At 69.8% G+C, this 13,292-nt stretch carries 18 protein-coding genes and 1 tRNA gene; 6 read left to right on the plus strand and 13 right to left on the minus strand.

Translation table 11 applies throughout. From position 1 onward, the window contains the following. Positions 1-81 precede the first annotated feature (81 nt). From P0592_RS03175 to P0592_RS03185, 3 genes are all read left to right on the plus strand, one after another. Positions 82-1,092 carry an N-acetyltransferase DgcN family protein gene (locus tag P0592_RS03175; protein WP_276272821.1) on the plus strand — a complete coding sequence of 337 codons (1,011 nt, stop codon included), beginning with the start codon at positions 82-84 and terminating at the stop codon, positions 1,090-1,092. Then, positions 1,089-2,135 (plus strand): dipeptide epimerase, encoded by a 1,047-nt coding sequence (locus P0592_RS03180; RefSeq protein WP_276272822.1) that lies wholly within the window; start codon positions 1,089-1,091, stop codon positions 2,133-2,135. Before P0592_RS03175 ends, P0592_RS03180 begins: the two co-directional genes overlap by 4 nt. A gap of 82 nt (positions 2,136-2,217) precedes the next feature. Next, positions 2,218-2,391: a hypothetical protein gene (locus P0592_RS03185; RefSeq protein ID WP_276272823.1), complete on the plus strand. Its 174-nt coding sequence runs from the start codon at positions 2,218-2,220 to the stop codon at positions 2,389-2,391. Positions 2,392-2,474: 83 nt separating this feature from the next. Here the strand turns inward: P0592_RS03185 and P0592_RS03190 are convergent, their stop codons facing one another. The 7 genes from P0592_RS03190 to P0592_RS03220 all read right to left on the minus strand — a co-directional run bounded on the left by P0592_RS03190 (position 2,475) and on the right by P0592_RS03220 (position 9,323). After that, complete coding sequence (locus P0592_RS03190; protein WP_276272824.1) at positions 2,475-2,948, minus strand: redoxin domain-containing protein; 474 nt, start codon at positions 2,946-2,948, stop codon at positions 2,475-2,477. 147 nt (positions 2,949-3,095) lie between these two features. Beyond that, a complete protein-coding gene (locus P0592_RS03195; protein ID WP_276272825.1) occupies positions 3,096-5,033 on the minus strand; it encodes a glutamate-cysteine ligase family protein in 1,938 nt (645 codons plus the stop codon). Between the two features lie 47 nt (positions 5,034-5,080). Beyond that, positions 5,081-5,593 (minus strand): gamma carbonic anhydrase family protein, encoded by a 513-nt coding sequence (locus P0592_RS03200; RefSeq protein WP_276272826.1) that lies wholly within the window; start codon positions 5,591-5,593, stop codon positions 5,081-5,083. A gap of 60 nt (positions 5,594-5,653) precedes the next feature. Further along, on the minus strand, positions 5,654-6,256 hold the full coding sequence (gene cofC / locus P0592_RS03205; protein WP_276272827.1) for a 2-phospho-L-lactate guanylyltransferase: 603 nt from the start codon (positions 6,254-6,256) through the stop codon (positions 5,654-5,656). Continuing rightward, positions 6,256-7,029 (minus strand): hypothetical protein, encoded by a 774-nt coding sequence (locus P0592_RS03210; RefSeq protein WP_276272828.1) that lies wholly within the window; start codon positions 7,027-7,029, stop codon positions 6,256-6,258. Before P0592_RS03210 ends, cofC begins: the two co-directional genes overlap by 1 nt. Further along, complete coding sequence (locus P0592_RS03215) at positions 7,007-8,191, minus strand: tubulin/FtsZ family protein (RefSeq protein WP_276272829.1); 1,185 nt, start codon at positions 8,189-8,191, stop codon at positions 7,007-7,009. Before P0592_RS03215 ends, P0592_RS03210 begins: the two co-directional genes overlap by 23 nt. A gap of 229 nt (positions 8,192-8,420) precedes the next feature. Next, positions 8,421-9,323 carry a complex I NDUFA9 subunit family protein gene (locus P0592_RS03220; RefSeq protein ID WP_276272830.1) on the minus strand — a complete coding sequence of 301 codons (903 nt, stop codon included), beginning with the start codon at positions 9,321-9,323 and terminating at the stop codon, positions 8,421-8,423. Positions 9,324-9,435: 112 nt separating this feature from the next. Between P0592_RS03220 and tmk the strand changes: the two genes are divergently transcribed. Next, positions 9,436-10,029, plus strand: a complete 594-nt coding sequence (gene tmk, locus P0592_RS03225; protein ID WP_276272831.1) for a dTMP kinase — start codon at positions 9,436-9,438, stop codon at positions 10,027-10,029. Here tmk and P0592_RS03230 read toward each other — a convergent pair. After that, positions 10,026-10,343 carry a DUF7991 family protein gene (locus P0592_RS03230; RefSeq protein ID WP_276272832.1) on the minus strand — a complete coding sequence of 106 codons (318 nt, stop codon included), beginning with the start codon at positions 10,341-10,343 and terminating at the stop codon, positions 10,026-10,028. The two genes, tmk and P0592_RS03230, sit on opposite strands and share 4 nt — an antisense overlap. Before the next feature lie 55 nt (positions 10,344-10,398). Further along, positions 10,399-10,629, minus strand: a complete 231-nt coding sequence (locus P0592_RS03235; protein WP_276272833.1) for an Lrp/AsnC family transcriptional regulator — start codon at positions 10,627-10,629, stop codon at positions 10,399-10,401. A 145-nt stretch (positions 10,630-10,774) separates the two neighbouring features. Between P0592_RS03235 and P0592_RS03240 the strand changes: the two genes are divergently transcribed. Beyond that, entirely contained in the window at positions 10,775-11,461 is a 687-nt protein-coding gene (locus P0592_RS03240) for a potassium channel family protein (protein WP_276272834.1), read from the plus strand. 1 nt (position 11,462) lies between these two features. Next, positions 11,463-11,693 carry an Lrp/AsnC family transcriptional regulator gene (locus P0592_RS03245; RefSeq protein ID WP_276272835.1) on the plus strand — a complete coding sequence of 77 codons (231 nt, stop codon included), beginning with the start codon at positions 11,463-11,465 and terminating at the stop codon, positions 11,691-11,693. 80 nt (positions 11,694-11,773) lie between these two features. Here P0592_RS03245 and P0592_RS03250 read toward each other — a convergent pair whose 3' ends face one another. The 4 genes from P0592_RS03250 to P0592_RS03265 form a co-directional block, all read right to left on the minus strand. Next, positions 11,774-12,286 (minus strand): DUF5813 family protein, encoded by a 513-nt coding sequence (locus P0592_RS03250; protein ID WP_276272836.1) that lies wholly within the window; start codon positions 12,284-12,286, stop codon positions 11,774-11,776. A 163-nt stretch (positions 12,287-12,449) separates the two neighbouring features. After that, positions 12,450-12,534: transfer RNA gene (locus P0592_RS03255), tRNA-Leu, on the minus strand. Between the two features lie 40 nt (positions 12,535-12,574). Continuing rightward, entirely contained in the window at positions 12,575-12,916 is a 342-nt protein-coding gene (locus tag P0592_RS03260) for a ferredoxin (protein ID WP_276272837.1), read from the minus strand. 54 nt (positions 12,917-12,970) lie between these two features. Continuing rightward, positions 12,971-13,147 (minus strand): DUF7501 family protein, encoded by a 177-nt coding sequence (locus P0592_RS03265; protein ID WP_276272838.1) that lies wholly within the window; start codon positions 13,145-13,147, stop codon positions 12,971-12,973. Positions 13,148-13,292: the final 145 nt, after the last annotated feature.

Here is a 13,292-nt window from a genome sequence, read left to right on the forward strand (position 1 = left end):
CCGACCGGGGCTCGCCCTGTCGATCGCAGTCGGTCAGCTGCGAGCCGTCCCTTTAGGTAGCCCGGCCGCGACACTCGGCGTATGCGCATCGCCGTCCTCGCCCACGAATCGTTCCCCGACCGCGCCAAGACGGCGGTCGGACTCTTACGCTACGGAGACCACGAGATCCGCGCGGTCGTCGACCGCGAGCACGCCGGGCAGCGCGTCGCGGACCTCCTGCCGGACGTCCAGGACGCGCCGATCGTCGAGTCGATGGCCGACGTCCCCGAGGTCGACGCCCTGGTGATCGGGATCGCCCCGATCGGCGGCGAGTTCGACGAGTCCTGGCGGCCGGACGTCCGGGCCGCGCTCGAGCGGGGTTGTGACGTGCTCTCGGGGCTGCACGACTTCCTCGAAGACGACGCGGAGTTCGTCGACCTGGCCGCCGACCACGGCGGGGAGCTGCGTGACCTGCGGAAGCCCCCCGAGGACCTGACCGTCGCCGAGGGCACCGCCGGCGAGGTGGACGCCCGCGTCGTCACCACCGTCGGCACCGACTGCTCGACCGGGAAGATGACCACCGCCTTCGAGCTGCGGGACGCGGCCCGCGAGCGGGGACTCGACGCCGCCGTCGTCCCGACGGGCCAGACCGGCGTCGCCATCACCGGGTGGGGGATCGTCGTCGACCGCGTCATCGCCGACTACGCGGCCGGCGCGGTCGAGCGACTGGTCGAGACGCCCGCGGAGAAGGACGTGCTGTTCGTCGAGGGCCAGGGCGCGGTCGCACACCCCGCGTACTCCGGCGTGACGACGAGCATCCTCCACGGCTCCGCGCCGGACGCGCTGGTGCTGTGTCACAACGCCGGCCAGGAGGTCGTCCACGGCTACGAGTCGTTCGAGATCCCGCCGCTTCCCGAGTACGTCGACGTCTACGAGCGGCTTTCCGCGCCGGTCGCCGACGCCGACGTCGTCGCGGGCGCGATCAACACCAGCGGGATGGCCGCCGCGGCGGCCGAGCGGGCGGTCGCGGAGTACGCCGACGCCATCGACGCGCCGGCGACGGACCCGGTTCGGGACGGGGTCACCGACGACGTGCTCGACGCGGTGCTATGAACTGGACCGTCGCCCGCCACGACCTGCCGCTGTCGACGCCGTTCGGCATCGCCCGCGGGACCAGCGACCTGGCGGCGACGGTCGTGGTCGAACTCACACACGAGGGGACCACGGGCTACGGCGGCGTCGCGCCGTCGTCGTACTACGGCGAGACCGCCGAGACCACCGCCGACCTGTTGCCCGACCTGCTCGGGGTCGTCGAGGCGGTGGGCGACCCCCACGCCGGCCAGCGGATCGAGCGTCGCCTCCGGGAGCGGTGGCCCGACCGCCCCGCGGCCCGGAGCGCCGTCTCGGGGGCGGTGGCCGACCTCGCCGCCCGCGAGCTCGGCGTCCCGCTGTTCCGCCAGTGGGGGCTGGACCCCGAGGCCGCGCCGCCGACCACCTACACCGTCGGCATCGCCGCCCCCGAGCGGATGGCCGAGAAGGCCCGGGCAGCGAGGGAGGCGGGCTTCGGGCACCTGAAGGTGAAGCTCGGGACCGACGCCGACCGCGAGCGGTTCGACGCCGTCCGGGCGGCGGTCCCCGACGCCGCCCTGCGGGTCGACGCCAACGCCGCCTGGTCGCCCGCGGAGGCCGTCGACGCGGCCGAGTGGCTGACGTCGGGCGGCGCGACGATGCTCGAACAGCCGGTCCCGGCCGACGACCTCGCGGGCCTCCGCCGCGTCGCCGACGCCACCGCGATCCCGGTCTGTGCCGACGAGGCCTGTGTCACCGCCGCGGACGTCCCCCGCGTCGCCGACGCCTGTGACGTCGTCAACGCGAAGCTCCAGAAGTGCGGCGGCGTCCGGGCGGCCCGGCGGCTGCTCCACGCCGCCGACGCCCACGGGCTGGCGACGATGCTTGGCTGTATGGTCGCCTCGAACGCCGCCCTCGCGCCGGCGGTCCACCTCGCACCGCTGGTCGACTACGCCGACCTCGACGGGGCGCTCCTGCTGGAGTCGGATCCCTACACGGGCGTCGCCCTCGACGGGGACCGGTTCGACCTCCGGAGCGTCGCTGCCGGGACCGGCGTCGCGCCGGACCCGGCGTTCGAGGGGGAGTGACGTGGCCGTCGCGTGGTTCCGGGGGTGAGACACGTCCACACGAAAGCCGGGCGTTTTCCGTCGGGAGCGGCAACCCCGCGGCGTGCCCGAACACTGTGACAACTGCGGGACGGAACTGGACCCCTCGCAGGTCCGACACCAGCAGTACAGGGTCGAACACGCCGACGACGACGTGGCGGCGCTCGAGGGCGCGCTCTGTTCGGACTGCTTCTACGAGTTCGAGCAGTGGCTCGACGCCGAGAAGACGACGGTGTAGCGCTCGTACGGTTCGTCGTATCGGTGTACCGGGACGCGCCGACCTCGGTCGCGCGACCCGGAAACGAGCTACGACAGTCCGTATCAGGCGCTACGGACCGCGTCGAGCAGTTCTTCGTAGTCCGGTTCGTTCGTCGGATCGTCGGCGATCCAGGTGTAGCTGACCTCGCCGTCGTCGTCGACGACGAACACCGAGCGGTTCGCGACGCCGAGCAGTCCGAGGTCCTCGATGTCGATGCGCTGGCCGTAGGCCTCGATCGCCTCGCGGTCCATGTCGCTGACGAGGTCGAACGACAGGCCGTGTTCCTCGCGGAAGGCGTTCTGCGAGAACGCCGAGTCCGCGCTGACGCCCAGCACCGTCGCGCCGGCGTCGTGGAACTCGTCGATGCGCTCCTCCAGTGCGACCATCTCGTTGGAACAGGGCGGCGTGAACGCGCCCGGGAAGAACGCGAGCACGACCGGCCCGTCGCCGAGGTGGTCCGACAGCTGGAAGTCCTCAACCTCACCGTTCGCGATCGTGGCCGCGAAGTCGGGTGCGGAGTCACCTGTGGATACCATCGGTCCGTCGTTGGAGCCTCGCACTGTTAAAAGGTCGTGAGCCGGACGCGTCCGTCCCGTTTCCGTGGTCGCTCGCGGTGGGGACGCGTCGACCGGCCGCCCGTCGACCGCGAGGGGCGGGTCGGCAGCTCGACGGGAGGGCGGCGTTTAGAGCCAGTCGGCGAAGGCGCGGTGCTCGCGGCTCCGCTCGAAGTAGTCCCGCTGGGTCTCCTCGATGGCGTCCCCGAGGTCGCGGCCCTCGTCGAGGTACTCGCGGACCCGGCCGACCTTCCAGGAACTGGGCGTCTCGCCGGCCTCGTACCGGCGCTCGATGGGCGCGAGGTACTCCTCGACCTGGTGCTCCGGGATCCCCTGTGCGTCGAGCCCCTCGCGGGCGAAGCGGAACACCTCGTCGTAGACGACCTCGCGGTCGGTCGTCCGCTCGCCGTGGACGGTCACCCACGAGAGGTCGGCGTCGGGGCCGTCCTCGGCGGCGGCGTAGAAGCTCCGGCGGGCCTCCTGCCACGGCAGTTCCGCCAGCGGGTGGTCGGCCGCGACCAGCCCCCGGACGAGCCCGACGGTCAGCACCTGGAAGCCGACGATGTCGGCGACGTGGGGCTGGGTCGGCAGCGGGCGGTACTCGATCCGCAGCGATCGCTCGTCGCTGACGCCGTCGAGCGGCGTCCCGCCGACGACACAGCGGAGCCAGCGCCAGTAGGTGCCCCGCTTGTGGTCGAACTCCCAGACGTCGTCGGCCAGCGAGTCCCGGGGGGAGTCCTCGAGCCACTCCCGGAGGAACGGGGCGAACGTGTCGTCTTCGACCACGCGGTCGACGACGTCCGCCGTCGCGTCGAGGTCGCGTGGCACCCTCACCTTCGGGTTCGCGCTGGTGTTGACCGACTGCTCGAAGGCGGCGACGCGGAGCTCGTGGTGGGTCCGGTCACAGAGCCACTCGCCGTCGACGTCGTCGTACATGTCCGCCGGCAGGAACGGGGAGTTCGCCGCCAGCGCGAGCAGCGGGCCGAGCGTCCGGATAGCCGCGTTGTAGTACGCCGGGAAGGCGTCGCTGTCCGGTATCTGGAGGTGGGGCTGGATCGAGGAGGTCAGCGACTCGAAGAGGATGGTGGGGAACGACCCCTCGTAGCCCGGCACCGAGAAGGGGATCTCGCCGCCGGCGCGGGACAGCGCCTCGTTGTCCAGCGCGACGTACCGCGGTGCCTGCCGCATGTTCTCTGCCAACACGACCCCCTCGCGCTCCTCGTGGGTCGAGAGGTACGTCTCGCTGCCCTCCTCGGGGGGGACGGTCCACATCGCGTCCAACACGAGTTCGCAGTTGTGGTTGCTCGCCTGCTGGCGGGCCTGTTTCGTCTGCATCTCGACGGCGGTGGTCTGGACCTCCAGCCCCGTCTCGTCGAACCCGTTGGGCTCGGTGTTGATCTCGGCGTTGTGCAGGCCCAGTTCCTTGTTCGCCTCGCCCTCGAACACGACGTCCGGCAGGCGGGTGAGCCGCCCCGCCCACTCCTCGGGGTCCATATACGGTTCGTCCGCGTCGGCGCGGGCCTCGACTGCGGGTTCGCCCTCGTCCTCACCCTGTCCCTCGGGGCCGTCGGCCGCCAGCGGGCTGTCGGGGTCGACGTCCAGCGACGGCCCCTCCCCGGTTCCGGGCTCGCCGCCGTCGTCCGCGGCCCCCGCCCCGGCGTCGGATCGGTCGTCGGGCTCCAGCGACGCCCCGCCGTCGTCCGGTTCGAGCGACGCGCCGGTCCCGCTGTCCGGCTCCAGCGACGCCCCGCCATCGGGCGGTTCGGCGGCCGACTCCAGTGAGCCGTCCCACGCGGAACCGCCGTCCCCGCCACCGAGCTCGTCGTCGAGCGCCGCCTCGTCCGGCCCCTCGTCGTCCCCCTCGCTCTCGTCGTCGCTCGGCGGCTCGGGGACGCTGTCGATCGCGTAGGTCTCGATCTCCAGCCCCACGGAGAACCCCTCGTTGTCGAAGGCCCCGGTCGCGATGGCCTCCCGCAGTCGCGCCGCCTGCTCGTCGACCCGCTCGGCGAACTCCGCGTCGGTCTCGTCCGCCAGCGACCGGCACACCAGGTCGACGATGTCGTCCATACCCACTACTGTGACGCTCGATCCCTAATAACTGCCCCGACGCGCGCTCACTCGAACAGGTCCTCGTGGCGGGCGGCGAGGTTGGCGTAGTCGCCCGAGGAGAACGCCTCGAACACCTCGTCGGGGTCGATCGTCGTCTCCGACAGGGGCGTCACCTGCGCGGGGCTGCCGCGGACGAACGACTCGGCGGGGACCTCGTAGCCCGGCGGGACGACGGTGCCCATCGCGACGATGGAGCCCTCGCCGATGACGGCGTCGCTGACGGTCGAGTTGAACCCCACGAGCGCCCCGTCGCGCACCTCGGCGTCGTTGAGGACGGCCCCGTGGCCGACCATCACCTTCTCGCCGACGGTCGAGGCGTGGAGGACGGCCCCGTCGCCGATCGCGGACTCCCGGCCGACCGCCACCGCCCCCACGTCGCCACGGAGGACACAGCCCGGCCAGACGTTGGCGTTCGGCCCGACGCGCACGTCGCCGACCAGCGTCGCCTCGCGGCTGACGTGTGCGTACCCGTGGATGTCCGGCTCCGCCCCCTCGAACGCGTACTCGCGGCTGTCCATACCGACACAGCGTGTGGCGCATCCGAAAAGATACCGGTCAGAGAGGGGGTGTGCCGCCCGTCAGCGGCGTGCGCCAACCCGACCGTCCGCGACGACGACCTCGAACCCCGCGTCGACGAGCCAGTCGCGGGCCGCGCCGTCGCCGTGGAGCAGGACCTCCGCGAGGTCCGACGGTTCGTCGACGTCGGTCGCCAGCTTCCGGGAGTCGACCTCCGACAGACTCGCGCTCACCTCGCGGGCGATCCGGCGGTGGTCGCGGATCGACGCGCCGTGGTAGTCCACGCGGAAGTCGGGGTGGCGAGCCACGACGGCGTTGGTCCCGCCGCCCAGTCCCGGGGCCAACACCACGTCGGCGGTCGGCGCGAACAGCCGGTCGAGCGCGTCGGCGTCGGCCAGCGGGAGGTCGGCCATCACGACCGCCAGCGGCCCGTCGGCGAGGAGATCGTCGACGAGCGCGTCCAGCCCCCGGTCGTCGACCGTCACGGGCACAGCAGCGTCGACCGGTGCGGTCGAGATCACCTCGGGCGTGTGGCCGGCGCTGTCGAGCGCGTCGAGCACGTCCGCGAGCATCGCCTCGGTGAACGCCAGGCGTTCGTCGGCGTCGAGAACGGGCGCGAGCCGCGTCTTGGGGTCGGCCCCCGAGACGGGGACGACGACGCGCATCAGAGCGCGTCGTAGTCGTCGCCCTGCTGTTGCAGGAGGTAGTACCCCCCGCCGGCCAGCAGCAGCAGGACGACGAGCCCACCGCCGACCAGCAGCAGCGTCCGCGTCGTCTGCTGGCTCTGCTGTGCCTGTTCGGCGACGTTCTCGGCCTGCTCGGCGAGGTCGACGGCGTTCTGGAAGTTCTCGCTCTCGTAGGCCGAGACGGCGTTGTCGACGAGCCCCTCGGCCTCCTCGTTGCCGCCGGCGGCCTCGATGGCCGCCTGTGCGCTCTCGATGGCCGCGCGAGCCTCGCGGCTCTCCTGGGTGTAGTGGTGGGCGGTGTCGTTGCGGAACTCGTTCTCGTTGTTGCCGCTGACGCGGGTCAGCGTCGCGACGGTGTACTGCTCCCGGGGCTGGTAGGTGTAGTTCTCGATCTCCGGCGTGGTGCCGACCAGTTCGACGCGCACCTGGTCGCCGTTGTTGTTGATATCCAGCCCCTGGCTGAAGTTCTGGGAGCCGTACGTCTCCTGGCTCACCTGACTGCCGGCGCGGAGCACCGTGACGGTCCAGCTGACGTTCTGCAGGTCGGTGTGGCCCGTCAGCGTCCACTGGTTGGACGTGTCGGTGAAGGGGTCGTCGACGGTGTACGTGACCGACACCTCGGAGCCGACGGCCGACTCCTCGGGGACGCCCTCGGCGGAGACGGTGAACGCCGCGGCTGTCCCGGCGGAGACGAGCAGGCCGACGACACAGAGGATCGCGAGCGCGGCCTCAGAATAGCGGGTCAAGCTCATCCTCGTCGTCTTCGACCAAGTCCTGCAAATTGTCTTCGCTTTGCTCGCGGATGTCGTCGATGTTGTCCTGGGCCTCGATGGCCACCTGCTGGAGTTCCTTGATGCGCGGGACGTTGTGGACACCGGACAGCAGGATCGAAGCGGCCACCTTCGGCGTCTGCATCGGGTAGTCGCCCCCGCGGACCTCCATCGAACCGGTCTGTTCCTCCAGCCAGTTGCGACCCTTCTCGATGCCCTTGCGGTTGAGGTGCTCTGGCGGTCCGGCCATCACCAGCAGCGCGCGCTCGGCCCCCTCGATCTCGCAGGGCAGCGTGAGCCGGCCCAGGGCGGCCTTCCGGACCAGCGACGTGATCCGGTTGGTCGTGTTGGCGGTGTCCATCCCGTCGTCCCCGCCGCCGTCGTCGCCCTTGAACCGGGAGAGGAGCCCGCCGCCGCCGGAGCTCAGTTCGACCTCCTCGGAGGCGTAGCCGACGGTCGAGACGCCGCCGCCGTCCAGCGTGTTGATGATCTCCGAGGAGTCGACGACGCTCTCGGCGATGTTGTCCCCGGCCGAGACCTCGCCGGCCCCGAAGAGGACCCCGAACCGGCGGACGATCTCCTCGTTGATGTGGTCGTAGCCGCCCTCGACGGACTCCCCGGTCTTGCGCCAGGCGTCGTTGTCGAAGACCATGAGGTTGTCCACCTCGCGGACGAACGTCTGGAACGAGCGGGCGGCGTTCAGCGTGTAGATGCCACCCTCGTCGCTGCCGGGCAGGACGCCCAGGCCGTAGACGGGTTCGGTGTAGATACGCTTGAGATGCTTCGAGATGACCGGCGAGCCGCCGGAGCCGGTCCCGCCACCGAGGCCGGCGACCACGAGGAAGGCGTCGATCTCGTGGACCGGGACGTTGTCGATAGCCCCCTGGATCTCGTCGATGTCCTCCTCGGCGATCTCCGCGCCGAGTTCGTTGTCTGCGCCCACGCCGTGGCCCTTCACCCGGGCCTGGCCGATGAGCACGCGATTCTCCTCCGGAATGTTCTCTAGACCGAGCAGGTCGGCTTTCGCCGTGTTGACAGCGACGGCCGAGCGGACGATCCCCGAGTTCGTCCGCTCGTCGTACTCGAGGAACTTGTCCACGATTTTGCCACCGGCCTGCCCGAAGCCGATCATCGCGAGTTTCATTATAGGTACTCCGCTTGAACGTCTCAAGTAGGATTGCGCGTATAAGTTTTTTGCCCGGCTCTCAACGACGAAAGCCTCTATCAGAAACAAGAACGGAGGTCGATCGAACGCGACGGTGTCGCTGAACGGCCCGCAGGCCGGTGTTTCGCGGGTTCGGCGATCCGTCGCCGGGCCGGATCGCCGAACACCTCGTTTCAGCGACTGATTCCTGCCTGATCTGTAATGGTCGTCACGAGAGACCGAGGTGCGAACGGAACGACCGCAGCGACGACGGGTCCCGGCCGAAGGCGACCACGTCGTTGTCCGCCGGCGTGTTGTCGAAGTCCAGCCCCTCGTACTGGTCGCTGCCCATCGGGAACCCCAGGCTCCCGAGGACCGTCAGTCCGACCTTCGCCAGCGGCATCGGGAGCGGGACGACGGTGATGTCCCGGCCCTCGGACTCGAAGACGAGCTCCGTCGCCTCCCTGAGCGAGTGGATCTCCGGGCCGCCGACCTCGTACACCTGTCCGACGTGTTCCTCTCCCCCGAGCGCGTCGGCCAGCATCGGGACGAGGTCGTCGACCCAGATGAGCTGGAAGTGTGCCTTCGTGCCGCCGCCGGGCAGCGGGTACAGCGGGACGCCGGGGGCGAAGATCTGCTTGAGCCGCTTCGTGAAGTAGACGAACTCCCCGCCGTCGCCGAAGACGACCGACGGGCGGAAGATGACCCAGTCCAGCTCCGAGTTCTTCACGACCGCCTCGGCCTGCCCCTTCGCCCGGAGGTAGTGGGTCGGACCGTCGGGGTCCGCACCAAGCGCGCTCATCTGGAGGTATCGGTCGACGCCGTGTTCCTCGGCCGCCCGGACCGCGTTCTCGGTCCCGTCGAGGTGGACGCGGAAGTGCATCTCGTCGCCGCCGTCGGGCTTGAACAGCGGCGACAGCGCCGGGAGGAAGACGACCGCGTCCTTCCCTTCGAAGGCCCCTTCGATGCTGTCGTAGTCCGTCACGTCCCCCTCCTTTCGGATGACCCCAGTCGGGAGGTCCGCGTCGTGGGGGTCCCGCGACAGGGCGGTCACGTCGTGGCCGCGTTCGTCGAGTTCGCGACACAGGTTCTGTCCGATGAAGCCGGTTCCACCGACCACGAGTGTCTCCATATCCGCCCCGTCGCCGGGAATCCCCGTAAAAGTACCCCGCAACTGGTTTGGGCGGAACGGGGCGTCGGCCGCTCTCCGGGGCGCTTACGTGTCCCCGCTCCGACCCCCGGGTATGCTCGTCACGCTGGAGGGACTGGACGGCAGCGGGAAGACCACGGTCTGGGAGCGGCTCCGGGCCGACGACGCCGTCCCGAGCGACGCCGTGTTCACCAGAGAACCGACCGAGAGCTGGTACGGCGACGCCGTCCAGCGCTCCATCGACGACGACGACGCGGACTCGCTCGCGGAGCTGTTCCTCTACACCGCCGACCACGCCGCCCATCTGTCCGACACCGTCCGGCCCGCGCTCACCGATGGGCGACTCGTCGTCTCGGATCGCTACTCGGACTCGCGGTACGCCTACCAGGGGGCGACGCTCGCCGGCACCGGCCACTTCGAGGACCCGCTGGCGTACGTCCGGGACGTGCACGCGCCCTGGACGCGCCCGCCGGACCTGACGGTGTATCTCGACCTCGATCCGGCGACGGCGGCCCGTCGCAGCGGCGCGACGAACAAGTTCGAGGCCGCCGACTACCTCGCGGGCGTGCGCGAGAACTACGAACGGCTCCTCGACGACGACCCCGACCGGTTCGTCCGGGTCGACGCCACCGACGACCCCGACGCCGTGTACGATCGGGTCCGGTCGGCCCTGCTGGACCGCCTCTAGTTCGTCGAGGTCGGCAGGTCCACCTCGTCGGGAGAGGGCATCCAGACGTAGTCGAAGGTCATCCCGATCACCAGCGGCAGGGCGACGGCGACGAACAGGAACGACACCCGGTCGAGCGTGACGAACACGCCGACGGGCACCGAGAGGATCACGCCGAGGATCGTGAGTGCCACCGGACACAGCAGGACGGCGTACACGAGGCCGCCCCATCGGGTGTGCATCCGAACGCGGAAGAAACGGGTCATCAGAGCTGTCACGGCGCTGTTGACGAGGACCATCACGACGAGCCCCGCGACTCCGACGGCGCTGACCATAGGGGACCTAGCGCGTCGACGCTCTTTGCCGTGTCGGAACGGGTCCCGCGATCGCTCACTCCAGGCAGATGTAGGTGCGCGTGTCCGCGACGCCGTCGAGGTCCCGGACCCGCGTCGCCACGGACTGCATCACGTCGTAGACCTCCTGGCCCGTCGCCTCCGCGATGATGTCGTACTGGCCGGCGACGATGTGTGCCTCCGTGATACCCTCGGACTCCCGAACGGCCGTGAGCAGTTCCTCGGATTTGCCCGCGATAGTCTTTATCATGATGAACGCGGTGACCATACCGTGGTATGTGGTGCCACGTAACAAAAAGTTTCGCGGCGTCCCGCGGACGCGGTGTGACCAACAGGGGGCGCGGGGATAACGAACCGGAGACGGCTACCGCGGGCGGGATACTTTTATTCGCCCCGACCGCATACGACACCGTATGAGATTTGTTATCGTGGGTGCAGGACGCGTCGGACTCCGAACGGCGCGTGTCCTGCGTGAGAGCGGGCACGACGTCGTCCTCATCGAGACCGACGAGGGTGCCATCGAGCGCGCGCGCAACGCCGACTTCGAGGTGATCGAGGGCGACGGCGCGCTCGAAGAGACCCTCGAAGCGGCGGACCTCGACGAGGCCGACGCACTCGGCGCGCTCACGGGCGACCTCAACGACAACTTCGTCGCCTGTATGGTCGCGAAAGAACACGGCTGTCGGACCGTGATGCGCATCGACGAGGACTACCGCGAGGAGATCTACCGGCGCTACGCCAGCGAGGTCGACGAGGTCATCTACCCCGAACGACTCGGAGCCATCGCCGCCAAGAACGCCCTGCTGGGCGGGAACATCCGGGCCATCGCGGACATCGCACAGCACCTCCAGCTGGTCGAGTTCACCATCACGGAGTCCTCGCCGATGCACGGCTACACCCTCTCGGAACTGGAACTGCCCGCCGACTCGCAGCTGCTCGCACACGGGAAAGGCGAGACGGCGCTGACGATCCCCGACCCCGACGAGACGCTGGAGGTCGGCGACCACGTGGTCGTCCTCGCGGACTTCGACACGCTCTCGGACGTCCGCAGCATCGTCGCCGGCGAGTCCGGCCGCGCCACCGCACTGGGAGGTGCCTGAGATGGTCACCGCCTACGTGATGGTCAAGGCCCACACCGGGGACGCCGACCGCCTGCGAGACGAGATCGAGGACGTCGACGGCGTCGTCGAGGCTCACATCGTCGCCGGCGACGTCGACCTCATCGCGAAGGTCGAGGTCGACACGCCCGCGGAGGTCAAAGACGTCGCCGCCACTCACATCCAGGACATCGAAGGCGTCGAGAGCACGCAGACGTACATCGCGATGGACTGAGCGGGCACCGCCCACTTCGGGGGTGGGTCCCGCTCCCCCCACGAGAACGACGGGGCCGTCGGTCGCACGAGTCGAGACCCCTACAGCGGCGTCCCGCCGCGGCTCCCCTCGCTGCCACCGGTGCTCGCGGAGTCCATCAGCCCCGCGACGGTCCCGACGTAGTCGTAGCCGGGGACGATCCCCTCGACGTAGGTCCCCTCGACGTACTCGACGAAGGCCTTCGCCGCGTCGGCGGCCTCCCGCTCGCCCCCGAGGCTGAACCGGTAGGTGACGACCACGTCGTCGCCGTCCCGCGCGACCGTGTACGCGTCGAGCTCGACGGCGACGCGGGTCGACTTCGGCGCGTCTTCCAGCCGGCGCTCCAGCGTGTCGAGCCACCCCTCTCGGACGGCCTCACCCACCTCGTCGGCCGTCGCCGCGGAGAGCGACGGGACCCGCACGGTCACCTCGTAGTCGGTCCGCCAGTCCTCGCGCTCGCTCGCGGTCACGCGGCCATCGAACGCCGTCGTCTCCAGTTCGTAGCCGTCGCCGTCGGCGATGAATCCCTCGCGGCCGTCGAAGACGTCCGCGACGTCGGCAGGTACGTCGGTCATACGCCCTGTGTAGCCGTCTTGCGCGGAAAAGCACGTCGTTCGGTACCGTCGCGGATGCGAGGGATGGGATTCGAACCCGATGCAAACGCTCGCTTCGCTCGCGTTTCCGTGCTTCGAACCCATCCAGACGATTCGGCGCGGCGCGCCCTGCGCCGCGCACTCATGCGAGGGATGGGATTCGAACCCATGGACCCCTACGGGAGCGGGTCTTAAGCCCACCGCCTTTGGCCAGGCTCGGCTACCCTCGCGCACCTCCCTCTCGTCGGTCCGACGGAAAACGGGTTTCGGTTACCAGTCGACCGACAGCGTCCCGTCCCCGTTCGGGTCGGGGGCGATCTCCTCGTCGGTCCGGCGGTCCACGACGTGGATGACGCCGCGGTCCTTCTTGGCCGGGCAGGCCTCTGCGGCGGCGACGTTGTGGTCCAACTCCTCCTCACCGAAGAAGTACGTCTCGGGTTTGGCGATGCCGGTGTCGAGGCTCAGCGACCAGTTCGCCGACACCTCGGCGCACTTCCCGGCCCCGAAGCACTTGTTGGCCTCGAAGATGATCTTGTAGGGCTTCTCCTCGACGGGCGGGGCGTCCTGCTCGCCGACCGTACCGGGGTCGACCGGTTCGTCCGCGTCTGCCATTACCGGGCGTTCGTGACGGGCGACCTTTCGGTTGTCGGTTCCCGCAGGGACCCGTCACCCGCCCCAGCCGCCGCGGACGTCGTCGCCGATTCGGGTCCGCCAGTCGTCGAACGCCCCGTCACAGTCCGGCCGGTCGTCGAGGTGGTCGACGAAGCCGGCCCCCGGCGACGCGAGTTCGGTTCCACAGAACGGGCAGGTCGTCGGATCGCTCCACTGGTGGCTCGCTCCCATACCCGACGGTGGCCGACTGCGACGTATCAATCCTGTCGCTAGACAATATACAGCCCCCTAACACACTATATCCACCTTATACGAATCTCTGAGATATGGATCTGTTTCACCCGGCGGCCGTTTTCACACCGCTGCGACGAGGTGT

The organism is Haloarcula litorea (assembly GCF_029338195.1).
Lineage (GTDB): Archaea > Halobacteriota > Halobacteria > Halobacteriales > Haloarculaceae > Haloarcula > Haloarcula litorea.